The organism is Tolypothrix campylonemoides VB511288_2 (assembly GCF_045999855.1).
Classification (GTDB): Bacteria; Cyanobacteriota; Cyanobacteriia; order Cyanobacteriales; family Nostocaceae; genus Scytonema; species Scytonema bouteillei_A.
On record NZ_JBFPMW010000016.1, the window covers coordinates 192,102 to 216,834 of the forward strand.

Genomic DNA, 24,733 nt, shown 5'->3' on the forward strand with positions numbered 1-24,733 from the left:
GGGGCTGCTACCAATCTAATTCGGACATATCAAAGCGAATTGCGTTTGACTAGATTTGCGATCGCCGCAACCAACACCTCCGGCTCTACAGGTTTCGCTAAATGCTGTTGAAATCCAGCTTGTAGGGCTTTTTGCTGATTGAAATCTCCAGCGTAGGCAGTCAAGGCGAGCGCCGGGATTTGTCCCATTTGTTCTACTGGCAATGCTCGAATCTGTTGGAGCAACATATAACCATCCATATCAGGCATACCAATGTCACTGAGAATCGCATCCGGATGGGATTGAGTGAACGCAGCAAAGGCTTCGCCTGCAGTCGTAGCTGCAATCACTTTTGCTCCAGCTTGCTCCAGTACAAAGGAGATAAAGTCCCTTGAGTCGGCTTCGTCATCCACAAGCAAAACTTGCACCCCGCTTAAATCAAGGGCTTGCTCTGATAAATTATCGGCTGGCTCAACCATTGGCTGAATCGGTATGAGTGGAAGTCTAACTGTGAAAGTCGCGCCGAGTCCTTCACCCCGACTAGCTGCACAAATTGTACCGCCATGCAGTTCGACGAGGTGACGTACAATCGCTAGCCCCAACCCCAACCCACCAAATTGGCGAGTCGTTGAACCGTCTGCTTGGCGAAAATAATCAAATACGTAGGGCAAAAAGTTAGCAGGAATGCCTTTACCAGTATCCACAACGGTAATTTGTGCTTGGTTGTCAACTGGTTCTAACTGCACCTTAACGCGACCGCCTTCAGGTGTAAACTTGACTGCGTTGGAGAGCAGATTCCAGATGATTTGCTGCAAGCGAGTCGCGTCCCCCAATATCTGTCCCAGATTAGCACTCAAGTTTGTCTCGATCTTAATTAATTTGGCTTCTGCTGCCAGTCGCACTGTCTCAATCGCAGCTCTAAGAATTGGAGTTAAACTGACTGCTGTAACGTTGAGGGTGAGTTTGCCTTGCAGAATCCGGGAAACATCTAGCAAATCTTCAATTAATTCCGATTGCAGTTTGGCGTTGCGTTCGATCGTTGCTAATGCCTGAGTGGTTTGGGCTGCGTCCAGATTGCCAATTTGTAGAAGTTTTGACCAGCCGAGAATCGGGTTGAGAGGCGATCGCAACTCATGAGATAATACTGCCAAGAATTCATCTTTAATGCGATTGGCAGTTTCCGCTTGCTCGCGGGCTGCTTGTTCGCGGGCCAACAGTTGTTCGCGTTCGGTTTCGGCTGCCTTGCGATCGGTAATGTCTATTGAGATTCCAATGGCGCGTTGAGGCTTCCCATTGGAATTGTAAAAAATTTGACTGAGGAAACCAAACCATCGGATTCCCTGGGTGGGATGACAAATCCGAAACTCAAAGTTAAGGTGGCTTTGCTGTTGCTGCAAGGCTTCCCGCACAGATCGATCGGCATTTTCTCGATCTGATTCTATGACAGTGGCTAACCAGTTCTCATAGGTGGATGGAATTGAGGGATCGAGTCCATAAAGAGTGTAGTATTCTTCTGACCAAAATACGCTGCCTGTTGCTAAGTCCCAATCCCAAGCTCCGATTTTGGCAGCCAATTGAGCTACTTTTAAGCGCTCCTCACTTTTCCGTAAGGCGATTTCTACCTGTTTGAGGTTGCTAATATCATTGACTAATGCAACAAATCCTTCGACGTTACCCCGATTGTCAAACCGGGGAACGTAAGTGGCATAGATATAGCGGGTGCCACCATACTGATAAGCTACCTCGCTTTCATAGGTGACTTGCTCTCCGCTCAACACTTGCTCCACATAGGGGCGAACCCTTTCATAAGCCGTGTCACCCAATACCTCCCACATGGGCTTGCCATAAATTGCGGTGACAGGTTGCCCAAACCACTCTTCGTACTTTTGGCTGTTAAAGCGGTATCGCTGCTCGGAATCGATAAAAGAAATTAAAACGGGAACTGCATCTGTGATCAGTCTCAGTTCTGCTTCTCGCTGCTGCAAGGCAGCTTCAGCTTGTTTGCGCTCGGTAATTTCAGTTACTATGATAGAAACACCGTTGGTAGATGGATAAACGTGGTTTTCAAACCATCGGTTCCATCTGCGGTAGAAGTACTCAAACTGAACGGGTACTTGCTCCGCTAAAGCGCGATGGACTTCTGTATAAAACTGGGTTTCTGTGGTATCCGGGAAAACTTCCCAAATCCTCCTGCCTAAAAGGTTTTCCCTAGGTATACCAGTAACCTGTGTTACTTGCTCGTTGACATAAGTGTAACGCCATTCCCGATCTAATCCTAAAAATTGGTCGGCAATTCGCGTTAAAACACTTTCCAGGCTGTCTTTTGCAGCTTGTACCTCCATCCGCAATGCCTGTTCCTGCTGGGCTGCTGCTTGTCGTAATTGCGCCAGTTTTAAATTTGACTCCACCCGCGCCAACAACTCACGGGCTGAAAAGGGCTTGATCAAGTAATCATCGGCTCCTGCTTCCAATCCTTCAATGCGTGACTCTTCTCCAGCACGAGCCGATAACAGAATAATCGGAATTTCTTTGGTACGTGAATTGGTACGGAGTTCCCGGAGCAACCCAAATCCATCAAGTCTGGGCATCATTACATCACTCAGTACCAGATCGGGAAGCTGCCGAGCAATGAATTCCAGGGCTTCTAAGCCATCACTAACGGTTTCTACGTCCCAGTACTGACTCAATAATCGCTTCACATAATCCCGCATATCGGCATTGTCATCAACCAAAAGGATTTTAGATTGATGGGCTTTGTTTAAGGATGAAAAGTTGAATTCACCCCGGTTGTCTTCTAAAGCAAAATCTAAAATCGGCAATCCAAAATTACTTTCTGGTAGCCAGCGCGACGCTTCAAGCACATAGGGATCTGCTCCTAATGCAGTTGATGTGAGGGTGCGAGTAGCCTCAAGTCCTTTGCCTTCAGCACGTCGCAAACGTTCGGGAGGTAAATGAGCCGAGCCAAAGGGAAGGGAGATTGTAAACGTCGTACCGCAGTCAACCTGACTTGTAACGTGAATTGTTCCGCCATGGAGTTTAACGAGTTGTTGAACTAAAGCAAGTCCAATTCCAGACCCTTCATAAGTTCGCGATCGCGTTCCACTTACCCGATGAAATCGTTCAAATAATCGAGGTAATTCAGTTTCAGGAATACCAACACCTGTATCTGTAACCCTCAATTCAACGGAACGACCCAAAGGCTGCAATCGAACGGTGATACTCCCAGAAAACGTAAACTTAAATGCATTGGACATCAGATTAAACACGATTTTCTCCCACATTTCTCGATCCACATACACGGGTTCCGACAATGGGGGACAATCGAGCGCCAACGTCATTCCCGCTCGTTCAATCAACGAGCGAAACACACTCACTAATTCTGCAGTAAACGCTGCCAGATCGGTGGGTTCATACAGGGCTTGAATGCGTCCGGCTTCAATCCGCGAGAAATCTAGCAATGTATTAACTAACTTTTGCAGGCGCAAACCGTTACGCTGGATAAGTTGTAGCTGTTCCCTCTCGTCAGGTTGCAGGCGTTCGTTGAGCGTGTTGGTGAGTTCTTCGAGGGGACTGAGCATCAGTGTTAAGGGTGTGCGAAATTCGTGGCTGACATTACTGAAAAATGTAGTTTTAGCACGATCGATTTCTGCCAGTGCTTCGGCACGTTTTCGTTCTTCTTCATAGGCATTGGCATTGGCGATACTTGCTGAAATTTGCCCAGCCACTAAATTAATAAAGCTGTGGTAGGTATCATCAAAAAGTCTCAGTGGGTTCAAACCAGCCACTAATAAGCCGGAGCGCCCCGTTTCACCAGAAGGTGCAATTGGGACAACTACGGCTTGATGCGGCGGTCGGTTCCAAGCCCCTGTGGGTAAATTGCCAAACACCGAGACCAAATCGGCGATCCGGACTGGCTTCTGAGTTTGAATGACTTGTGCAAACGACCAAGCTGAATCAGAATTGAGATGAACCGTTTCCGGAACGGCAGGGTGGTTGCGGTCAATACCACTGGTTCCAGCTAAAACAACACGCTGCTGCTCCAGATCGACCAGATAAATCATCGCAAAGGGGAGGTCGTAAAGATTGGTTTCCAGGCATCTGGCGCTCAGTACACAAGCTTCGTCGAATGTTCGTGCATCCGCAGTCCGGGCTGCCAGTTCTTGCAGGAGAGCGAGTTGGCGCTCTCCAATAATGCGCTTTGTGTCGTCTGTATTAGCACAAATAATGCCCCCCGGATTCCCGCGATCGTCAGGAATGGGACTATAGGAAAACGTATAGTAAGTTTCTTCTGGGTAACCGTTGCGCTCCATAATCAGCAACAGCGATTCGTCGTAAGTTCCCTCATTGTTGAGCATTGTGGATTCTGCTCTCGGTCCGACTTCATCCCAGATCTCCCGCCATACTTCAGAAGCGGGACGGGCAAACATTGCCGGATGCTTACCGCCCATAATCGGTCTGTAAGCATCGTTGTAAAGGTTTAGCAATTCTTCACCCCACCATACCCACATCGGTTGGCTGGAAGTGAGCATAATGCGGACAGCAGTTTTCAGACTTTGCGACCAGGTTTCGACTGCACCCAATGACGTTTTTGACCAATCGTGCGATCGCATCCGCATTGCCATTTCGCCCTTACCCGCAAAAAGTTGTTCCGTTACTTGCTGCTGCGCCATGCGCTCTTTTACCTCCATTCTGTAGCTGTGCCAGCTTCCAGGTTTCTCCAAGGGGCAAACTGCGCTTGTTGACCGCTGGAATCAAGCAAATATAGCACTGCCAAGGTTTGCCCATTGCGCCTTGTTTTCACTCGGTTTAGTCATGACCGATCTTTTTGCTAGTGCCATGAGTAACGATTGATACGTTGCCACTGTATTCCAGCACTGCGTACTTAATCTACTCTATCCATTCTAATACTGTAAGCTGTCGCGCATACAATTTGCCAATTCCCAGGCTTGGGAAAAATGAGTCAAACCCTTCCCCACTCTTCGGTTCTCACCTCTCCCTCGCGGTCAACATGAGAAAATTAAAGGCAGCACAGTTTAGCTCTGGAGCGATCGCCGCTCTACCCCAAAAACAGTTTATAAGCAGGGTTCTGACTTTCATCCCAGTAGCGGTAGCCAAGGGTATCAAGAAACGCTTGCCACTCTTCCATCTCATGAGGAGGGACTTGCATTCCTACAACAATTCGTCCGTAATCTGACCCATTATTGCGGTAATGAAACAAACTAATATTCCAGTCGGGACTCATAGAACTGACAAATTTCATCAACGCACCGGGACGTTCGGGAAACTCAAAACGGTAGAGTAATTCGTTTTGTGCGAGGGAAGATCGCCCACCTACCATATGTCGCAAGTGCAATTTGGTAAGTTCGTCATCCGTTAAGTCAAAGGTTTTAAACCCACAACCGTTAAAAGTTACAAGCATCTTTGCTGCATCGGCGCGGTTTTCAATTTGCACGCCTACAAAAATGTGTGCTTCCTTATCATCGGCAATGCGATAATTAAACTCTGTCAGATTGCGTCTTCCCATACATTCACAAAACTTGCGGAGGCTGCCTCGTTCTTCAGGAATGGTGACAGCAAAGATAGCTTCACGGCGTTCGCCTAGCTCTGCTCGTTCTGCTACAAAGCGGAGGCGATCGAAGTTCATGTTAGCACCGCAAGCAACAGGAATTAATGTTTGTCCCTGGATTTGTTCCCTTTCTACATAGGCTTTGGCTGCAGCGATCGCCAACGCACCTGCGGGTTCTAAAATAGAGCGCGTATCCTCAAACACATCTTTAATGGCCGCACAAGTATCATCTGTATCAACCAAAATAATGTCATCCACATACTGCTGACACAAACTAAAAGTTTCTTCACCCACTTGTCGCACTGCAACACCATCTGCAAATAAACCCACTTGGGGTAAGCGTACCCGCTCTCCGGCTTTCAACGATTGATGCATGGCATCAGCGTCAACTGGTTCAACACCAATAATTTTAATTTCCGGACGTATCCGTTTTACATATGCTGCAATTCCAGAAATTAATCCTCCCCCTCCAATTGCCACAAAAATGGCATGGATGGGTTGCTGGCATTGCCGTAAAATCTCCATTCCAATAGTACCCTGTCCTGCAATTACATAGGGATCGTCAAAAGGGTGAATAAAAGTCAGCCCTTTTTCTATCTCTAATTGACGGGCAAAAGCATAAGCATCATCGTAGGTGTCTCCATGCAACACTACTTCCCCCCCACGGGCTTTAACTGCATCTACTTTCACCTGGGGTGTGGTGACTGGCATAACGATAATAGCCCGCGTACCCAGCTTCCGCGCACCAAGGGCTACACCTTGGGCATGATTTCCTGCAGACGCAGCAATGACACCTTGTGCCAGCATATCCGGTGGCAGATTTGCCATTTTATTATAAGCACCTCGCAACTTAAAGGAAAATACTGACTGCATATCTTCCCGCTTCAGTAAAACTTTGTTATTTAATCTTGCGGATAGATTTGGAGCATACTCCAGTGGAGTTTCTTGGGCAACATCGTACACGCGAGCTGTCAGAATGAGTTGCAGGTAGTCGCAGAGCATGGGCGTTGATAATGGTGATAGATGCGGGTTGGCTATTAATTCTACCGCTACTTGTACCTATTCTGTAGTTGTTGCTTCAAGTATTTTCTTTGCGTCCTTGTGGTTCCAAAATAATTTTTACTTGTGAAGACACAAAGAGCACAAAGCAAAGTTACGATGAGAAGATGTCCGAAAAGTTGTTGTCTTATGATTGCAGCAGTTATTGTTTTTCTGATTGTTGGGTTAATTCTTACGGGAATTTTCATTAGCCCACTCCTAACCAAACAACGCAGAAACAGTATCAAACGTCGTCCTTTTCCTCCACTTTGGAACGCTATTATTGAGAACAATCTTCCTATTTACCTCCGCCTTTCTCCCGCAGAACGAAGACAGTTGCAGGGACACATTCAAGTGTTCTTAGCAGAAAAACAATTCATTGGTTGTGGAGGATTACAGGTAACGCAAGAAATGAAGATAGTTATTGCTGCGATCGCTTGCTTGCTTTTACTAAATGATAGAGGAGAATACTACCCCAAACTTCGTTCAATTCTGATTTATCCAAGTACTTATTTAGTAAAAGAAACCACTGTAGTGAGCGATTATGTTGTTGAAGAAAGGCGTGTAGCAAGATTGGGAGAATCGTGGAGTCGAGATCAAGTAGTAGTTTCTTGGGAACAAGTGAAGCAAGATACTAGTAACTGGAGAGATGGACATAATGTTGTTTTGCATGAATTTGCCCACCAGTTAGATCAAGAGGATGGTAAAGCAGAAGGTGTTCCTATTTTGCACCAAAAATCAGATTATCCCATCTGGGCTAAGGTAATGGCAGCAGAATATCAACAATTTTGTCAAGATGTTCAACAAGGAGTCAAGACTGTAATTGATAGCTATGGTGCAACGAATCCCGCAGAATTTTTTGCCGTAGCAACTGAAACGTTTTTTGAAAAACCTCAGCAATTATTGAATCAGCATCCAGCACTCTACGATCTCTTAAAGCGCTACTATCACCTGAATCCCGTGCAATGGATTTAAACACCTAAAGTTTGTTTGAGCCATGCTGTTGCCTTACTTGCGGCTTCTTCCACAACCTCTGGTTGGTCGTAAAATGCAATGTGATTTTCTGTCGTCATCCAGTGTAGATTTTTCTGCTTGGTTGGGATGCTATTAAAGAAGCGACGCGCACCATCTGGAACTAAAGCGGTATCCGAGTGAATGACTAAAGTAGGAGCTTTTATGTCACGACCTGCATTAATGGCATTAAATTGTAAGAAAGGCTCAAAGAACATCACTGCTGAACGATTTACCCAACCGGATTGAGAACCACGTGAGGTGCCGTAATAATCATAAGCTTCCTGACCGGGCATTGCCACGTTTTGGTTTTTTGGGTCAACATTTGTCATGTAATCAATTTGACCAGTTTTTTCATACTTAATACGTGCTTCTCTTCCCATTTTGATACGTGCTTCATAGTTATCGCCAAGCCATTGACGCATCACTTGGGGATCGTGATAGAAACCTGCCACAGTCACAAGAGCATTAATCGATTTATCCATTGCAGCAGCTTTGGCAGAGTATCCACCACCCGAACAAATACCTAGTAAACCCACGGAGTTTTGCTTAACTTCGGGTAATGCTCGCAAAAATGTGACTGCATTGAGAATGTCCTGAACTTTCATTTCTGGGTTTTCAAACTGGCGGGGTACACCTGAACTTTCACCAAAGGTACGATGGTCGAAAGTTAAGGCAACAAATCCTTCTTTGGCTAATTGACGAGCATAGACTGCAGGCACTTGTTCTTTTACGCTTGACTGAGGACCAACCACAACAACGGCGGGCTTTGCTCCTTGACTCATAGTTGTAGGAAGATAGAGATTACCTACCACTTTTGTACCCTGGCTGAGAAACTGAACTTTCCGGACAGTAATCTTATTTGTTGTCGTGGTTTCGGTAACAGTAGGCATGGGAGATTCTCCAATTTTTTGCCGTGAGGCATTGCTCATTTGGGGCAAAGTCAACAAACTAACAGAAGCCAGTGTAAGTGTTGTTAAGGCAAATTTTTTAACTGAAAGCATGGCGGTTTTTCCTGTGATTTTCTAGTTTTTAACTGTTGGATTGATGGCTTGAGTCGGCTTTGTTGTTCGCCGATAGCTCAATAATCCCAGGACGCAACCGGGAAAAAATTGGAAAATCTTGCTCAGTTTTTAAAGCGCTTTAGCAAAAGCTCGTGGAGTCATGCCAAAAGCACGCTTGAAGACATTTGTAAAGTGTGCCTGGTCGAAAAAACCAACGGCAACTGCAACTTCTGACAGGGGCATTTGACCTGTTTTAATCAGTGCTTGTGCTCGTTCGAGTCGCAAGCGCAGGACAAACTGATGGGGTGCCATGCCTGTTGTTTTCTTGAACAAGCGGGAAAAATGAAATTCAGAAACTTGGGCTGCATTTGCAAGCGTATTTAGGTTTAGCTCTGCACCAAGTTGTGTTCGGGCTATTGCGATCGCATCACGCAGTTGGGTTGCAGACAATTTACCTTTTGGGCTTAACGGCTTTTTGGCTTTGCAGCTATGACAGTTTAATAAATGCAGCGTAAAAGCAAGTGATAGTGTTTCCGAGTAGAGAGGCTCTCCTGGTGTGGCAAGTTCGGAAGCGAGTGCTCTAGCATAGTTGTAAGCTAATTCATCTTCGATACACCGCCGTTCTGCAAAGGTATCAATAGCATCCGGAGTCCGGTCTTCAAAGATGGTTTCAATGAACGCAGGCTTAATGGCAATTGCAGCCACCGTCATTTCATCTTGCCAAAAGGGCGCGTTCGTTTCACCGTTAGATTGCAAGCAAAATCCTCCTGGAGGGAGGATAGCTTCATGAGTACGCCCACCTGTTCGCCAGCCAAAACGCACCGAACTTCCCAAATTAATAATCAATCGATGACCTTCGATATAATGTTCTGGTAGTTCCATAGGGTTCAATCGCTGAACTTCGAGAGTCAGATGATTGCGCCATCCTGCTTGAACACTTGACAGAACTACAGATTGGTCTGGTGCAGATGGAAAACGCTGCCCAGTTTTTGGATCGATTAAATTAATATTGCTGTGCAACTGCATGGTGCAGGTTCTCATCCGGGTGATTTTATATTTTTATATCACACATATCATATTTAATTAGATAGGACTCACTTAAACCTTCTTTTAAAAGAATTAGATCTTACTTTATATGTACCTCTTTTTCTAGCAACTTCACAACTCGATCGTAAAGTATTTTTGCCAATAGTACAGCTTTTAGAAAAAGTTTATTTTAAATATCAAATAATAGCCTGAAGAAAAAATTGAACATATAAAATTAAGCTCTTTACTCCAACAGTACTCTCATTATCAAAAGCAATAACGGTTCTACCACTAAAGTACTTAGAATGGCTCTAGAGTTTTATTTAATGAAACAATTTACCACGGTGATAAAATTATACATCTTTAGATATAAAGAAGCTAAACACAAAAGAAAAATATAAAATTGCTTCGGGTTTTAGGTCTAAAATATTTATAGATATCTAACATTCTCGACAAAATGGCAAATGATCTCCCGACTGCTTCCTAAAAAAATAGCACTATTCTAACAACCAATAATATCCTAAATATACAGTATGTCCTGCTTGCGCTCTAAATAACAAGTACTCAACTGCCATAATTTCTAGTATAAAAATTAACATCAATAAAGCCGTATTTCCCCATGCTTATCTCTGCCGAAACCTACATTCCCTTTCCACGTCCGCTGGTTTATGCTACGTACCGCGACAAGCTTGTCGAACTTGTACCCTACTTACCCAATGTGCGACACATTGAAGTCAAATCGCGTACTGAGAAGGGCGATCGCATTGACTTTGTGAACGAGTGGCATGGCGGCGGTGAGATTCCCGCCGTAGCGCGTGCCGTACTGAGTGATACAATGCTCTCGTGGACTGATATTGCTACCTGGAACGAGTCTGAGTTCACTGCCAAGTGGCATATCAAGACACACGCTTTCACTGAAGCAGTTCGTTGTGCTGGTGTTCACTACTTTAAAGAAGCCGATCGCGGTACTCTAATTGAAACCCGTGGTGAGATCGTCATCGATACCAAGCAGATTAAGGGTATGCCTCAGATGCTAGCAGGTATGGTAGGTCACACGGTTGAAGATTTCCTCAGTAAGAATATTAGACCGAACATACTACAGGTAAGCAAGGGTGTTCATCACTATCTAGAGAAAAGTCAAAAAGTTGACAATTAAACAGACATGAGATTGGGCAACTTTTTTAAATCGAATGTACGTTATAAAATTATGCAGCAGTTAAGAGAAATATTTGGCTGCTGCATCACTTCTACTCCTAACAATTGGAAGGGAATTTCTTGAACTGTAAATTTGTAAGTTTGGTAAAGAGCTTTAGGCACAAATCATAAATGCCATTTGCCACAAGCCTCAAGTTTATTCAAAAATTATTTAACCTAGAGTCAGTAGTAAGATTTTCTACTCTTAAGATGATTGAATCTAGAAATGAAGTGAAAATCCGCTTAGCCCAGACAGAAGATAAAGAAGCTGTACTCGCTTTTTGCCAACACACTTGGGAAGACAGGGAAGATTACATTCATCGGGTTTGGGATAAGTGGTTAGCAGATGAAAATGGTAAGATTTTTGTAGCTGTCATGGATAGTCAACCCGTGGCAATGATACGACTTGTCTTGATGTCGGAACGCGAGGCGTGGTGGGAAGGCTTGGGAGTAGATCCCCGGTATCGAAAACGCGGTTTGGTTAAGGTTTTAGAAGCATCGGTAGAAAGATATTTGGCTGAGGCAAATGTTAGTATCTCGCGCAGTGCCGTTCTTGCCAGTAACGCGCTTATGAACGACATTATGGTACGGCGGGGTCGTCAAAAAGTTGGTTCCTATTTTGGGTATGTAGCTCCTAGTATAAATTCTTCATCCAGTCAGTTAAAAAAGTTAGAAATTTCTGATTTTGATTCTCTCTGTAAATTAATAACCATTTACCCTCACGACCAGCGAGAAGTTTGTCTGTATATCAATCGTGGTGCCAAGTGGCAGGAACTGACAGCGCAACAATTAACACAACGTCTTAAATCCGGTCAAGTGTGGGGTTTAAAGCAGAACCATTGTTGCCAAAGTATGGCTATTCAAAGCTATCTCGAAGGTTCCAACAAAACCTTATGGATAGGTTTTGTTACAGGCGACAATGAAAGCTTACCGACTTTACTGCACCAGTTGCCCCAACAAGCATATTATATGGGTTACCAAACAGTTAGCGGAATGTTCCCTCAAAACTCCTTTATACTTGATTCACTTGCAAGATCTGGTTACCAAAAAGTTGAGTCTGAAGAGCTTTGGCTGTATGAATGGTAACCAATGACTTTCATTGACACTCCCCACCCTACTTCGTGTAGACGGATGGGGTATTACGGCGTTTTGATAAGTGCGATCGCACAAAAATTGACTACTCACACCAAACCAGAAGAAACGAATTGCGGCACTCACCCCAACAGAAGTGAAAAAACTTAGTGAGGCGAAGAATTGGGTTAAATTATCGATTTTCGAGAAGTCCTTTGAAAAGGTGTATCAAGTACAACACCACAGTTGCGTGTTCTGGGAAGTTGTGAGTGCATCCAGGTTGGATAGTTTTTTGGCTCAGTTATGACATCTGTCTACTCACTCTTCTTGTCATAAAATTTACTGAAAAACTCAAGCTTACTGTAGGAGTACTTGCACTACTCAACCCCATACTCCCTCTCCAAAACACTCGTATCTGTATAATCCGTACTTACAGTTACTTGTTGCCAAGCATCCAAATCCGTTTTGATCCATTCCAGTTTTTCTTGAATCAGGCTCATGGCATCGGTACCTAATGCCAGTCGCATCGGTGGATGAGGACTTTCCACAGCTTGAATAATGGCTTGCGCCGCTTTCGCTGGATTACCCGGTTGCTTACCATCCATCTGTTTGAACCATTGGAATGAAGCACCGCTCACGGTCGCATAGGCATCAATGGATTGTTGGGCAGCTGCCAGAGAACGCCCGTTGAAATCTGTGCGAAATGCCCCAGGTTCAATTAAAGTAACTTTAACTCCAAAGGATTCAACCTCCTTAGCCAGGGCTTCAGACGTACCTTCCAAGGCAAATTTAGCACCACAGTAAAGGCTGCTTCCACCAAATCCCACTAATCCTGCTGTCGATGACATATTCACAATGTGGCCACTGCCTTGCTGACGCATCACAGGTAAGACAGTTCGCATCAAGCGGAGTGCTCCAAAGAAATTGGTCTCAAAAAATTGGTGAATATCAACATCACTGACTTCTTCGAGTGCGGCAATTAGCCCATGTCCAGCATTGTTGACCAGCACATCAATTCGACCAAATGTGGCGATTGCTGCATCAACACCTGCTTGTATGTCTTGAGATAACGTTACATCCAGATGTACAGCCTTTGCGGTCTCTGGATACTGGTCAATCAAAGCGCGAATTTGATCTGGTTTGCGAGCAGTAGCTAGTAGATAATCGCCCTTCTTCAACACAGCTTCTGCTAGAGCACGTCCGAATCCTGTTGAGCATCCTGTAATTAACCAAACTTTAGGAGCAACACAATTTTTGTCTGAGTTCATTTATTTTCTCCAATACAAATATGGTGAAACACGCTTCATATTTCTTACGGTAGAAGACACCCATGCGACTGTCCAATATATATTTGACTAAGATTAATAGGTTAAACATATAAGTGTGATGGAACTACGGCACCTGCACTATTTCATCGCGGTGGCTGAGGAACTACACTTTAGTCGAGCAGCGGAGCGGTTGCACATTTCCCAACCCCCACTCAGTCAGCAGATTCGCAGTTTGGAAGATGAACTAGGAGTCAAGCTGTTTGAACGAACGAAGCGGCAAGTACATCTGACTGAAGCAGGCAAAGTGTTTTTAGAGCGCTCCTATGGAGTGTTAGCGCAACTCGAACAGGCAATCGAAGTGACACAACAAATCGGACGGGGTGAGGTAGGACGGTTGGCAATCGGCTTTGTTGACTCTGCAATGTATATGTTACTACCAGAGATTTTAAGGGTCTTTCGAGAACAGTTTCCGGCGGTAGAACTGCGATTGCATGAACTGACGACTGCTCAACAGATTCAAGCACTGCATCACAAACAGGTTGATATTGGCATTGTTCGTTCTGCCATCAGCGAACCAGGTTTAAGCGTGGAGTGCTTTTTGCCAGAATCCTTGGTCGTGGCATTGCCAGAAACTCATCCGCTCTGTGCCCAAACCAAAGTGTCTCTCTCCACGTTGGCTTCGGAATCATTTATCCTATTTCCTGCCAAAATGGGACCCGTCTTTTACGAGCAAATTATTACCATTTGTCAACAAGCTGGATTTCTTCCGAAAGTGGCTCAAGAAGCGGTTCAGATGCAGACGATCGTTGGCTTAGTTGCAGCAGGGCTGGGCATTGCGATCGTTCCCGCCTCCTTGCAAAACTTCCACAGAAGCGGAGTCATTTACAGACCTTTACAAGAACAGATCCCTAAAACCGGACTTTATCTGGCTTGGCGGCGGCATGATTCCTTACCAGTAATAAGAGAGTTTCTCCTCTTAGCACGGAAGACGACACAATGGGAGTCAAACCATGATGACACGTGAGATGTATAAATTTTGTCCAGTATGCAGGAAGCATCATAAGTTAAAATTGCTGAAACATAGGTACAGCGTTTCCAAACCCGGAATGCAGGTTTTTACATGTATCTCGGCTCAATACCTCCTGGCAAGAAATTTCTCGTGCGTTGAAGAGCTATAGCGAGTACAAAGAACTTGCGTGGGACGCACTAACACCAAACCAGAAGAAACGAATTGCGTCACTCACCCCAACAGAAGTGAAAAAAACTTAGTGAGGCAAAGAATTGGGTAAAATTATCAATTTTCGAGAAGTCCTTTGAAAATGTGTATCAAGATATTAACCGACGTTACACAACTTGCAATAGCCAACCGAGAGCGATCGCCCAAGCTATGAAAAACCCTGCACGTTGCTGTGGGTTTTCTTAAAACTACGGTAGCTGTAGCGATCGCGCTAAGTTGCCCTGGTAACTGCCTCTCTCGGTGCGCCGTCAAGGTAAAAAGAGAATTGATTTTTTTGCACAAGCTCTACTGGCTGATTCTAATAATTACCTGTCTCGCCCTTATTTACTTCCGCAATATTAGGTCTGAATTCTTATGAATAAAGATTTGTTAAGGATGTTACACAATCTTACTAATTGGGAACTCTAAAAGTAAAGTCATTATTTAATAGTGACAACTTTTTATTACGCTTATAGTAATAAAGTTTGAATTGCTTACTAGTTTATATATTCAATATATAAATTATTTTTAATAGAAAATTAACTCATTAGAAATATGCCACCATCTACATTATTACTAACTCCCGAACAATCAGCATTAATTTCAATATATAAAGAGAAGTGGAAAAAAATCTTAGTTTCTTCAGACATCATTGATAGGAGTAAAGCTAAGGCAAACGCTATTTTACTGTATTCCTTTATTAGATTACCTAAACCTAAAATTATTTTTGTTGATACCCCCTATATAGCAATAGAGCTAATTCTTAAAGAATGTTTGGATCTATTTTTGCGAAAATACACTACAGAGCAGCTTCATTGGTCAATATTGTGGGATGTTCTATCTGAAACTTGGGGCGGTTCAGTATGGTCAAATCTAAGTTACTCTAATAGTCCAAACATTTTAAAAAAGCTAACTGAAAAATTTTATATTGAAAGTAACTTTCAAATTAAAGAGCAGGGAATTTATACAATTAAAACTACGAACTCGCATCTAACTTTTAGTGAAGAAGTGTTTTTTTATTTTCAGCAACTGTGGGAGGAAGTAGAATTTAAAATTATTATGAATTTAAAAAATCATACTTGTTGCAAATTAAAAACTTTAATTGAACAATATTTTTCTAGTAATCAACGATTATCTGATGATGAAGTTTTCAATTTAGTAGACAGAAATTTATGGAAAATATTAGAAAATCATTATAGCCGCTGTAATGGTGTATGGCTTCCTCATTTATCAATTGCGGCTCTTCCGTACTTATTATGCTAAATTAATAGGTTTGCAGGGGGAACAGGGAACAGGGAACGGGGAACAGTGAAGAAAGGAAAAAGGGAAGAAGGGAAAAGAGAATATTATTCTAGTTTCTTAATAAGAGCAATAATCATTCGGCTTTCTTCTCGTAGTAAAGAAACAATTGGTTCTATATCTTCTTGTTTAGATAGTCCTACTCGGCAAGATAAAATAATATGTGTTTCTAATTCATTCACAGATCCTTGATCAATATTAAGAAATCTAATATATTCAGCTGTCGATCTTCTTCCATATCCCTCAGCTATGTTAGCTGGAATAGAAACTGCTGACTTCCTGATTTGTTGAACCATACCATACAACTCTTCTTTAGGGAAGGGTTTAGTCAAAAAATAGCATTTTTCAGCTATATCTATTCCTTTCTGCCAAATTTTTAGGTCTTTAAAATCATTAATGTCTGGCATGGAAAACCTCGGAGCGACAATTTTTTTTGATATTAAGCTAACAATTGAATTGCCAATTCAATAAACATCGAATTCGGAAGTTATCAAAATTTCTAAAACCATAAGCTGAGCGTTTAATTAACTTGAGTTTATTATTGATACCTTCAACAACACCACTAGTCGTTCTATTATCGAAGTAAGCAATTATCTCATCAAACCAACGCCGGATCGTATTATAACTGTTAGGAAAATATGTTTTCGCCTCTGATAACCACATTCCTAGTTCAAAAACTCCGGTATACCAATTATTTGTCTTATCAAAAATTTGCCTGATTTTCTCTTTTAATTCATGCACGTTCTTCAGACTAGCAGACATTTCTTTGACTATAATTAATTTGTTTTTTTGTGATTTATTTAGCTCTATTTCGTTCTTCAACAGGATATACTTACTTTTTTTTATTTCTTGTAAGACTTTTTGACTTTCTGCTTTCTCTTCTGGAGATTTAGCTTTCTTAATCCTCTCTTCTAAAAATTGCTTTTCTCTCTTTCTTTGTGTATCTAGCTCCTTGTTTATTTGCGCCATTACATGAAATCTATCAGCTACTACTTGTGCTTGAGGTATTAATTCTTTTACTAAACTTCTGTAACCTTGCCATAAATCTATACTGACTTCTTCTATTTGACTTAAAACTTCATTTCCCCATTCAGTTAAGATTTTCTTCACAACTTTTTGTGTACGTCCATATGACATTGCAATTAACTTCGATGTATCTAAATCTATAAAGACCACACAGTAATTTCCATGACCTTTAACCAGAGCTATTTCGTCAATTCCAAGTCTTTTTATTCCTTTATACTTTGATTCAAATAATTCTTTCGATGCATCTTTTAACATTCTTTCTATTTCTTCTGTTGTCACAATTCCTTTGGATGCGACACTATGTATATCGTTTTCTAAAACGTCTTGTATTATTTTCCGAGCCAATCTTTTTGTATATGTTCTTTTTCAGCTTACAAAATCTAATTCTTCACTAAAAGGTTTTTTACATACATCACATTTGAATTGTCTTCTGTTGATGTCTAAAAAGACTGCTTGTTCTCCAAACGGTAAGTCTTTCACTATGTATCGATGATTTTGATGTAATCTATGACTCTTAGTTCCACAACGTGGACAAATACTATATGATGAAGTTGATTCCGTTTGGAGTATGAGTCCAATCCCAGCATGAAGCCGATGCGATATGACTTTTACCCCTTCTATACTCAGAATATCCGTCAGAGCCTTAATGCCTTTTTTCCTTACCATGACTATCATACTTCCAACAATGTTATCAGACGAAGCCATCAGAAAACTTCGTTCCTTTCTTCACTGTTCCCTGTTCCCTGTTCCCTGTTCCCCCTTCAGTACTTGTTAGTTTAGCATAACAAGTACTGAAGAACCTCAATTGCTTACGGTTGTTATTATGACCTATGCTACTCTGTTTTAGGTGTAAGTAGTTTAAAGAAAGATTTGGAAATTTTACAAGATTTTTTTCTAAACTGTCCACACTCACTTTGAACCCACGCAGCTTCTACCTATTTATTAACTACGAATGCATACTTTAAGCTAATACTGTTATTTCTTTACAAAAATTCATGATTTGGCGTGCCATCCCAGTTAAGAAACGAAGCGATCGCCTCCCTACTGACAAATGGCGAGTGCGATGCAATTCGCGATCGTTAATAAGTGTAAATAATTTTTAGATAGCTGCGTAAATTTCCAAGCCATTCCTGACAAATCGACAGGAGAAAATCATTTAAAGAAATACAGAAAAACATGAATAAAATTGCCAGAGGTGTTTTCACTTTTCTAGGAATACTTTTCTCAACATTGCTTCTGACATTTCTTTCTGGGGAGGCGGCATATGCTTCCTCTACTGATACATTTTGTAATCCCGTACAAACTTTAGTTTTCACAACCGCACCCCGCTTGCATGTCAGGTGCGCCGAGTCAGTAGGCGGAATTATTTATTTTGCATTGTCAACCAAAGATGCAGCGCAGGCAGCACGGGTTCTCAGTATCCTCTCCACCGCACAAGTCGCTGGTAGAACTCTAGTTATCGGGTATGACCCAGATGATTTAAGTGGAGCGGATATTGGCTGTCAAACCAATGATTGCCGATTAATTCAAGCTGTAGGATTTAACGGATGAAGTGGCATTTAGTCAAAGTGAACTTTCTACTTATAGCCTTATTGACTTTTGTGTTTGTCATCAGTATTCACTCTATGCCTGTGAACGGTGCATTGTATTGGAATGCAGGCGTTCGCGCAAAAGAGATTAGTGTCTGTTTTGTGGGTGATGCGCTTACCTCACGTCCTAACAGAGTCCAGCAGGTTTTGAACTTTATAAAAGAGTATGAGTACGCAGCAAACATCAAGTTCAAATACTTAGGCACTTGTCCGGTTGCTAAAGTGCAATCTAATGGGAATGACTATTTTGATGGTGACATTCGTGTTGCTCTACCATCGACCACATATAACGGCAACCCCAACTTTGCCCTCGGTCAAATACCAGGAAAAGGTTGTCCTAAGACTGATGGCAATACAGGTTGGGGAAGTTGGTCTAATCCACCAAATGATTTGCCTAACAAGCGGGCTTGTCTGTACAATCTGAAGTTGGGTGATGACCCCTGGAACAGCACTCCTTATTTAAACCACACATTGCACGAATTTGGTCATGCACTGGGGCTTAGCCACGAGCATGAGCGAAAAGATGCAACTTGCTACAATCCCAAACAAGATCCTCGTTGGACTGACCAGGGATATATGACAGCTTATGACACCCAGTCAGTAATGCATTATGCATTTTCACTAGCTGGTGGAGCTACCTGCGATATCATTGGCAATTATGGCTTTACCGGGCTTTCAGCATCAGATAAACTTGCAGCACATATCCTCTACCCTGAGGATAACCATGTTGCTGAGTATGTAGGTACGACTGTTGTACGGACAACGGACAAGTTAAATCTTCAGTCAACTTGGAAGGCAAGGGGAGCAAATATGGATTTTGTTGCTAAGAATTTTGTGTGGAAACTTGCTGGCTCTGTAGTTAGCACAACACCAGACCTTAGTATTACTCTAAATAATCCTGGTGATTATCCTCTAGAACTTACCTATAAAGACTTTTTGGATCGCAGTTATTCTTACACTAAAAAAGTCCGTGTTTTTGTTTCAGAAACCTACAATCATCAGATTGCTGCTCCTATAGCAGCTAAAGCACCACTCCTATAGTGCTCTCGCACTTTCTATGGTTATTGCTAAGGTACTGTTGGTTAAAAGGTTGCGATCGCTACTCTATTAACCGACGTTACACAACTTGCAATAGCCACAAGAAAGCGATCGCACCTTTACAACTGCGATCGCTGGGCGGGACGGGAGCGGGACACAAGAGAGTGAATTGTTCAAATGCGCCCCTTGTCCACCTTCCCAGTCTTCGCTTAACTCTCATCCTTTAGATCGGCTAAAATCTTATCTAGCCGATTGTTTGCGTCCTTGGTCATCTGAATACATCGCACGCTAGCAGTGAGTCCGCAAGCAGCAGTAACAGTCCCCTCTGATGCTTGATTTGAAAGCAACGCTACAGCACCTGTAAGGGTAATTAAAACAGATACTGTAGTTGCAACCATAGAAAGGTTAAAGCTGTAACGAGATTGGCGTAAGCGTTCTTGAATAATGCTCAGTTTTACTGCTAAGTAAGGATTGGGATGTGAAGTCATGATGACGATAATGAGTTACCCAAAACCCAATATTGGCATTTAGTTCAACAACAGGGACAGATGGGAGAACCGCTTGCTCAATTAAAAATATCTCCCGGTCAGCGGCGATTGGTTGACGTAGATTTTCTCTACCCACCTGATGCTACGCCCCCTCAAATGCTGACAATTCAAACTCTAGACCAAAGATAAGGCCTTTACTGGCATGACTTACCAATATTACCGAGAAGAGAGCCTTGCGATTTTGCATCTAATTCAGGTAACATACTTTTCAAATTTAATGATTTTTCTTCACTCTTTTTTAAGAGAGGATTATACCAATGAATTTTGTTAGGTATGACTAAACGCTCGCTGTATACGTATGGACCTACCATATGAGCAATAGGAATAGTTATCTTATTTCCAGCTTTCAATTGACCAACTTCTACAGTTTTTGTTGGCCAATTATTCACATCTGACTCCAACTCCTTAAAACTATACTGTCGAGTGAGCGAGCCACTTACAGGCATAGAAGGAAAATCTTTAAATCGATAAGTAATTTCCAGTTTCTCAGCTGGTGATTTCTTGCTATCAGAGGAGGGATTATAAAATATCTCTAAATACAGTATTTGGCGGGAGTTTATTATTCCAAAATTAGTGTTAGCATCGTAAATGCCATATACACATCTCATCAAATTGTTCAAGCTATCCCATCTTCCCGTTTTCATCTGACTCACAACTTGGTTGTACACTTCATTGGGAAACATACTATTTAAAATGTTGCTCTCCCTAAATTTTTTAGGAGCTGTTGCTGCTCCTTCAAAATAGAAGTTAGAATCAATTTCTATCCTTCCTCTAATCTCTTCTAGGTTGGCACTAAGTTCGTCTTGACGATTCTTTACAAGCTGAAGTTGTGTTTCAGCATTTCTGCGATCGGCATCCAATCTATAAGTAAGAAATGTTAAAAATATTGTTAAAAAGGTAGCAAATATACCAACCCACTTAGCATAGTCTGGCTTCTGTTGGATATTATTCGCTTCTCGACCATTTCCTTCATCAATCGGCGCTTTATCGTTCATTGCTCAAGCTCTCAAATGTAATGCTCTATCTTAGAACTCAGTTGCAAAACTAGGATTTACTCAAGAATTACAAAACTTAATGTTATGGGGATTCTTGAGGAAATCTTGAAAGTACAGCAAGCGTCTGGACTTTGAACGTTTAATATAAGCAATTAAGGAAACCATCTGTATCTGGGCTGTTGACAACCCAGATTTATACAAAGACTTTACAATTCCCTCGCCCCGCCAGGGGATGAAAACAGTAACGCTGCCATCACTACCGTCATCTCCTTAACTTTACTATTGCTTTTCGGGGAGAGCCGCATTCCCTCCAAACCGCATCAACTAAAACGCTTGTACCAACCTAGTATCCCACATTCCGCACTTCAAGAAGTAACATAAATAAACTACACTCACCAGTAATTCAAAACTATAGTAAAAAAAATTAAAGAACAACCAAAAATCAATTATGAACGCCAAAAATCTAGCTTTATTTATTATGTTTAAAAAGCCAGTAAGACAACAATATTGAATTTTTTCAATCAGTTATAAAAACAAAAAATTATATAATAGTGAATTAGAAATTTGAAAACTAAGACAATAAATAATATTTTTGACAAGCTGTAGGCAGGAATTGTAAGATTCGACAACGTTCCTCAGTCAAGTTAAGAATCCTATAAACTCCCTGTGTAATCAGAAAATGAATTCCTTGAAAACATTGAAATATCCAACGCAAGGTAGGGGACTCTGTAGATTTATTTAGTTGATTTTTAACTGTCGCTTTTTGGGTTTTTAACGAGATTCTTAATTGTCTTTGTCCCAAATTATAAACCAAAAGAGATAATGTCATTAACATCATCATTGTCTCTACTCTTTCTGGCTTTTTCACAAAAAGACTATCAGCGAAAAATAACGGGTCTTTGATAAATCTAAATCCTCTTTCTGTAGATTGCTGTTCTTTATATATTCTCAATATTTCTCTGGGTTCTAATTCGGTTGTCTCTAAAATATTCGTTGCTAAAATAAATCGACCACAACAGTTTTGATTTTGGCTGATTAGCTCCTGATTTTCTATGACTTTACCTCCTACTTTATAAACTCTTATCTGCCTTTTCTTTAATCTCTCGCTAATTTCTAAATCTGATATCTTATGATATTTTAGTTTGACTGCTAACTCTTGAATTTTTAATTCTGCTAAAGATTCTTGTTCAAATTCTTCTTTTGATAACTTAACAAGCTGGTTACTAATTTTTAAGAACTCTTCTTGGATTTTTTGGTTTAATTTCTTTAAGTCTGCTTTTTTTCTCTCTGTACTTTCTACTAATAACCATCTTTGCTCTATTCCTCCATAAGATACTTTTGATTCTTGATAGCTATATCCTTTGATGTCACTTCGTTTCAGTTCTTTACTTGTGAAGACTTTAACTAAATTTTTAGCTTTTTTAATGGATAAAGGTACTCGACTTATCCATTTCATATTCGACATTAATTTTAAATTACTTTCACTATACAATGCACTATCAGCAACCATTATACTTTCAAAATCTATTTGTTTTTCATACTCCACTAGGATTTGAGCGAATACTGCTTTATCTGATTCATTTCCTGATGCTCCTCTAAAAAATAAGGGGATATCTCCATCACTACTTACTATTAAATCTAATATACATTGTTTTAGGTCTGGTCTATGATCGCGAGAATATCCCTGTGTAATTATAATAGGATTTTCTCGGCTTATTCCTGATTCTTTTTCTAGATTACTTGGAAAATTATTATACTCTCCATGTAAATGCAATGACGTTGAATCTAAATGGGAATATTTAGTTGATACTCCATATTTTTTTACTACTTCTAAAGAAATTATTAGGAATAATTTTGTTAATCCATATTTGTACAGCTTATCCATTACTCTGCCTATTTTATCATCATTTAAATCCTCTGCTTTCATCCCTGAACCCAATAAATGCTCTATTGCTTTATCTTCAAAAAATTGAGAAAATAAATATAATGGCCTCGACACAAAACCTAGCGCGTTAAGAATGATTGCTTTGACTACTTCTCCTGTATTAACTTTCTCTCTACTATCTATTAAGAATATCTCATTGAATTTTTCTACTATTCCTATCTCATCTATTATTCCTGCTATTATTCCTAAGTGATCTAAGTTTTTACTCTCCAACTCTTCTTTTTGGTAATTCATATCTTTGGGTATTTTTATTTAATTCAGGCTCATTTTCTCATTTTTGCTCTTGAATTTATTGTCAATACCTTATGAATTTCCATTTCTTGGCACTTTTTATACTATTTTTATATTTATTACTGAATTAACTAAATATTTATACGCAAGCTGTTTTTGTTACTTATTTTACTTGTATTTGTACTACAAAATGAAGTGCGGAATGTGGGTAGTATGCGCGATGTTGCTTTTTGTTGTGCCAACCAGGGACGTGAGAGTTTCCAGCATTTCTGTTTCAATCCCGTTGCCGGGAATCGCTACGTTTCAAGTTTAGGAACCTAAGATATTTCTTGTGATAATATTTTGTTTCAATCCCGTTGCCGGGAATCGCTACGTTTCAAGGGCGCTTCAGCCTTAAATACTGTTCTTTGAGCAATCGGTTTCAATCCCGTTGCCGGGAATCGCTACGTTTCAAGATTCAATGCTTGGTTACAGTCCTTTAGGAGCGAGACAAGTTTCAATCCCGTTGCCGGGAATCGCTACGTTTCAAGCAAGCATTCTGGATAATTTAGCCGAGAAGTATTTCGGGTTTCAATCCCGTTGCCGGGAATCGCTACGTTTCAAGTTGACGGTTATAAATATGCTGACATAACTATTTCTTCGTTTCAATCTCGTTGCCGGGAATCGCTACGTTTCAAGGTGGTAATATAGTCAGCTATGCGTGCGAGTGAGCGGTTTCAATCCCGTTGCCGGGAATCGCTACGTTTCAAGATTCAGAACCTTTCTTTACTCTTTGGAGAGATAGAGAGTTTCAATCCCGTTGCCGGGAATCGCTACGTTTCAAGCAAGTCACGCGCAAATTGCCAGATGGGTAAGCAAAGATAGTTTCAATCCCGTTGCCGGGAATCGCTACGTTTCAAGAATTCAGACATATTTTTATTTCCGTTTGTAATTTATTGTTTCAATCCCGTTGCCGGGAATCGCTACGTTTCAAGATGACAAATAGATAGGATTAGTCTAGATTTAGAGGTGTTTCAATCCCGTTGCCGGGAATCGCTACGTTTCAAGCGATCGCGCCAGATGAAGATAAGCCGTGTTCCTGGTTTCAATCCCGTTGCCGGGAATCGCTACGTTTCAAGAAAAGTGCGATCGCGCTTCAGTACTTGCTCGTAATGTTTCAATCCCGTTGCCGGGAATCGCTACGTTTCAAGCTCTAATTCGGCTGGAGTCAATCTCCTGGGCATATTTTAGTTTCAATCCCGTTGCCGGGAATCGCTACGTTTCAAGAAAAGCGGGACTCTGCGAGTCGCCCCTCCGAAGAAGCGTTTCAATCCCGTTGCCGGGAATCGCTACGTTTCAAGTCCAGGCAAGGCAATTCGTCTTTCCCACCGAAGCAAAGTTTCAATCCCGTTGCCGGGAATCGCTACGTTTCAAGGTCAGCTGCATCCTTACCTTTACCCACTGGAGCTAGGTTTCAATCCCGTTGCCGGGAATCGCTACGTTTCAAGGGTTGTAATGCGTCCCGAGCACCTATAAGCCTTAATGTTTCAATCCCGTTGCCGGGAATCGCTACGTTTCAAGCGTATCGGGGTACAAGGGTCATTTACGGGATAAAAGTTTCAATCCCGTTGCCGGGAATCGCTACGTTTCAAGTCTCCTTGAAGGAGAGCTAATTCATGCCCCAGAACTGTTTCAATCCCGTTGCCGGGA

At 41.7% G+C, this 24,733-nt stretch carries 18 protein-coding genes, 2 pseudogenes and 1 CRISPR repeat array (1 of these 21 running past the window's edge); of the genes and pseudogenes, 9 read left to right on the forward strand and 11 right to left on the reverse strand.

The features are described from left to right. Positions 1-29: 29 nt before the first annotated feature. Together AB0756_RS34870 and ilvA are read right to left on the reverse strand one after the other, a co-directional pair. Entirely contained in the window at positions 30-4,667 is a 4,638-nt protein-coding gene (locus AB0756_RS34870; protein ID WP_408104037.1) for an ATP-binding protein, read from the reverse strand. Positions 4,668-5,035: 368 nt separating this feature from the next. Beyond that, positions 5,036-6,547, reverse strand: a complete 1,512-nt coding sequence (gene ilvA / locus AB0756_RS34875; RefSeq protein ID WP_038084010.1) for a threonine ammonia-lyase, biosynthetic — start codon at positions 6,545-6,547, stop codon at positions 5,036-5,038. 186 nt (positions 6,548-6,733) lie between these two features. Between ilvA and AB0756_RS34880 the strand changes: the two genes are divergently transcribed. Next, positions 6,734-7,558: a M90 family metallopeptidase gene (locus tag AB0756_RS34880; RefSeq protein WP_038084013.1), complete on the forward strand. Its 825-nt coding sequence runs from the start codon at positions 6,734-6,736 to the stop codon at positions 7,556-7,558. Here the strand turns inward: AB0756_RS34880 and AB0756_RS34885 are convergent. Further along, positions 7,555-8,598, reverse strand: coding sequence for an alpha/beta hydrolase (locus AB0756_RS34885; RefSeq protein ID WP_050045447.1), 1,044 nt, complete (start codon positions 8,596-8,598; stop codon positions 7,555-7,557). The genes AB0756_RS34880 and AB0756_RS34885 overlap by 4 nt on opposite strands. Before the next feature lie 129 nt (positions 8,599-8,727). Continuing rightward, the gene (locus AB0756_RS34890; protein ID WP_082051637.1) at positions 8,728-9,639 is read right to left on the reverse strand and encodes a helix-turn-helix transcriptional regulator; all 912 of its coding nucleotides are present in this window, start codon (positions 9,637-9,639) and stop codon (positions 8,728-8,730) included. Between the two features lie 604 nt (positions 9,640-10,243). Here AB0756_RS34890 and AB0756_RS34895 point away from each other — a divergent pair. From AB0756_RS34895 to AB0756_RS34905, 3 genes are all read left to right on the forward strand, one after another. Next, positions 10,244-10,780, forward strand: coding sequence for a hypothetical protein (locus AB0756_RS34895; RefSeq protein WP_038084015.1), 537 nt, complete (start codon positions 10,244-10,246; stop codon positions 10,778-10,780). Between the two features lie 170 nt (positions 10,781-10,950). Further along, positions 10,951-11,904 carry a GNAT family N-acetyltransferase gene (locus tag AB0756_RS34900; RefSeq protein WP_038084018.1) on the forward strand — a complete coding sequence of 318 codons (954 nt, stop codon included), beginning with the start codon at positions 10,951-10,953 and terminating at the stop codon, positions 11,902-11,904. A gap of 3 nt (positions 11,905-11,907) precedes the next feature. Then, positions 11,908-12,060, forward strand: a complete 153-nt coding sequence (locus AB0756_RS34905) for a hypothetical protein (protein ID WP_153021571.1) — start codon at positions 11,908-11,910, stop codon at positions 12,058-12,060. 206 nt (positions 12,061-12,266) lie between these two features. Here the strand turns inward: AB0756_RS34905 and AB0756_RS34910 are convergent, their stop codons facing one another. Further along, positions 12,267-13,157 carry an oxidoreductase gene (locus AB0756_RS34910; protein WP_038084022.1) on the reverse strand — a complete coding sequence of 297 codons (891 nt, stop codon included), beginning with the start codon at positions 13,155-13,157 and terminating at the stop codon, positions 12,267-12,269. A gap of 118 nt (positions 13,158-13,275) precedes the next feature. Here AB0756_RS34910 and AB0756_RS34915 point away from each other — a divergent pair, with 118 nt between their 5' ends. Both AB0756_RS34915 and AB0756_RS34920 read left to right on the forward strand, forming a co-directional pair. After that, positions 13,276-14,181: a LysR substrate-binding domain-containing protein gene (locus AB0756_RS34915; RefSeq protein WP_038084024.1), complete on the forward strand. Its 906-nt coding sequence runs from the start codon at positions 13,276-13,278 to the stop codon at positions 14,179-14,181. A 747-nt stretch (positions 14,182-14,928) separates the two neighbouring features. Beyond that, positions 14,929-15,636: a hypothetical protein gene (locus AB0756_RS34920; RefSeq protein ID WP_038084026.1), complete on the forward strand. Its 708-nt coding sequence runs from the start codon at positions 14,929-14,931 to the stop codon at positions 15,634-15,636. Between the two features lie 83 nt (positions 15,637-15,719). Here AB0756_RS34920 and AB0756_RS34925 read toward each other — a convergent pair whose 3' ends face one another. Further along, a complete protein-coding gene (locus tag AB0756_RS34925) occupies positions 15,720-16,079 on the reverse strand; it encodes a four helix bundle protein (protein ID WP_038084028.1) in 360 nt (119 codons plus the stop codon). Positions 16,080-16,116: 37 nt separating this feature from the next. Beyond that, positions 16,117-17,364: pseudogene (locus AB0756_RS34930) on the reverse strand (ISL3 family transposase). 510 nt (positions 17,365-17,874) lie between these two features. Between AB0756_RS34930 and AB0756_RS34935 the strand changes: the two are divergent. Both AB0756_RS34935 and AB0756_RS34940 read left to right on the forward strand, forming a co-directional pair. Beyond that, positions 17,875-18,249, forward strand: a complete 375-nt coding sequence (locus AB0756_RS34935; protein WP_038084033.1) for a hypothetical protein — start codon at positions 17,875-17,877, stop codon at positions 18,247-18,249. Further along, entirely contained in the window at positions 18,246-19,328 is a 1,083-nt protein-coding gene (locus AB0756_RS34940; RefSeq protein WP_050045445.1) for a zinc metalloprotease, read from the forward strand. The genes AB0756_RS34935 and AB0756_RS34940 overlap by 4 nt, the downstream gene beginning before the upstream one ends. Before the next feature lie 76 nt (positions 19,329-19,404). Here the strand turns inward: AB0756_RS34940 and AB0756_RS34945 are convergent, their stop codons facing one another. Beyond that, on the reverse strand, positions 19,405-19,545 hold the full coding sequence (locus tag AB0756_RS34945; protein WP_167844587.1) for a hypothetical protein: 141 nt from the start codon (positions 19,543-19,545) through the stop codon (positions 19,405-19,407). Continuing rightward, entirely contained in the window at positions 19,535-19,813 is a 279-nt protein-coding gene (locus tag AB0756_RS34950; protein WP_038084035.1) for a TRADD-N-associated membrane domain-containing protein, read from the reverse strand. The genes AB0756_RS34945 and AB0756_RS34950 overlap by 11 nt, the downstream gene beginning before the upstream one ends. On the opposite strand from AB0756_RS34950, the pseudogene AB0756_RS34955 reads away from it, so the two are divergent. Then, positions 19,811-20,002 (forward strand): annotated as a pseudogene (locus AB0756_RS34955) (DUF3370 family protein); the annotation flags it as partial. The gene AB0756_RS34950 and the pseudogene AB0756_RS34955 sit on opposite strands and share 3 nt — an antisense overlap. A gap of 5 nt (positions 20,003-20,007) precedes the next feature. Here the strand turns inward: AB0756_RS34955 and AB0756_RS34960 are convergent. Together AB0756_RS34960 and AB0756_RS34965 are read right to left on the reverse strand one after the other, a co-directional pair. Then, positions 20,008-20,868, reverse strand: coding sequence for a hypothetical protein (locus AB0756_RS34960; protein ID WP_038084037.1), 861 nt, complete (start codon positions 20,866-20,868; stop codon positions 20,008-20,010). Between the two features lie 571 nt (positions 20,869-21,439). Beyond that, positions 21,440-23,047, reverse strand: coding sequence for an IS1634 family transposase (locus AB0756_RS34965; RefSeq protein ID WP_038071781.1), 1,608 nt, complete (start codon positions 23,045-23,047; stop codon positions 21,440-21,442). Between the two features lie 268 nt (positions 23,048-23,315). After that, positions 23,316-24,733: direct repeats of the CRISPR family, unit length 37 nt; unit sequence GTTTCAATCCCGTTGCCGGGAATCGCTACGTTTCAAG (it continues 167 nt past the right edge of the window).

Coding starts and splice junctions, on each gene's coding strand:
- AB0756_RS34870 (WP_408104037.1), bottom strand. CDS start 4,667: ATGGAGGTAAAAGAGCGCATGGCGCAGCAGCAAGTAACGGAACAACTT.
- ilvA (WP_038084010.1), bottom strand. CDS start 6,547: ATGCTCTGCGACTACCTGCAACTCATTCTGACAGCTCGCGTGTACGAT.
- AB0756_RS34880 (WP_038084013.1), top strand. CDS start 6,734: ATGATTGCAGCAGTTATTGTTTTTCTGATTGTTGGGTTAATTCTTACG.
- AB0756_RS34885 (WP_050045447.1), bottom strand. CDS start 8,598: ATGCTTTCAGTTAAAAAATTTGCCTTAACAACACTTACACTGGCTTCT.
- AB0756_RS34890 (WP_082051637.1), bottom strand. CDS start 9,639: ATGAGAACCTGCACCATGCAGTTGCACAGCAATATTAATTTAATCGAT.
- AB0756_RS34895 (WP_038084015.1), top strand. CDS start 10,244: ATGCTTATCTCTGCCGAAACCTACATTCCCTTTCCACGTCCGCTGGTT.
- AB0756_RS34900 (WP_038084018.1), top strand. CDS start 10,951: ATGCCATTTGCCACAAGCCTCAAGTTTATTCAAAAATTATTTAACCTA.
- AB0756_RS34905 (WP_153021571.1), top strand. CDS start 11,908: ATGACTTTCATTGACACTCCCCACCCTACTTCGTGTAGACGGATGGGG.
- AB0756_RS34910 (WP_038084022.1), bottom strand. CDS start 13,157: ATGAACTCAGACAAAAATTGTGTTGCTCCTAAAGTTTGGTTAATTACA.
- AB0756_RS34915 (WP_038084024.1), top strand. CDS start 13,276: ATGGAACTACGGCACCTGCACTATTTCATCGCGGTGGCTGAGGAACTA.
- AB0756_RS34920 (WP_038084026.1), top strand. CDS start 14,929: ATGCCACCATCTACATTATTACTAACTCCCGAACAATCAGCATTAATT.
- AB0756_RS34925 (WP_038084028.1), bottom strand. CDS start 16,079: ATGCCAGACATTAATGATTTTAAAGACCTAAAAATTTGGCAGAAAGGA.
- AB0756_RS34935 (WP_038084033.1), top strand. CDS start 17,875: ATGAATAAAATTGCCAGAGGTGTTTTCACTTTTCTAGGAATACTTTTC.
- AB0756_RS34940 (WP_050045445.1), top strand. CDS start 18,246: ATGAAGTGGCATTTAGTCAAAGTGAACTTTCTACTTATAGCCTTATTG.
- AB0756_RS34945 (WP_167844587.1), bottom strand. CDS start 19,545: ATGAGAGTTAAGCGAAGACTGGGAAGGTGGACAAGGGGCGCATTTGAA.
- AB0756_RS34950 (WP_038084035.1), bottom strand. CDS start 19,813: ATGACTTCACATCCCAATCCTTACTTAGCAGTAAAACTGAGCATTATT.
- AB0756_RS34960 (WP_038084037.1), bottom strand. CDS start 20,868: ATGAACGATAAAGCGCCGATTGATGAAGGAAATGGTCGAGAAGCGAAT.
- AB0756_RS34965 (WP_038071781.1), bottom strand. CDS start 23,047: ATGAATTACCAAAAAGAAGAGTTGGAGAGTAAAAACTTAGATCACTTA.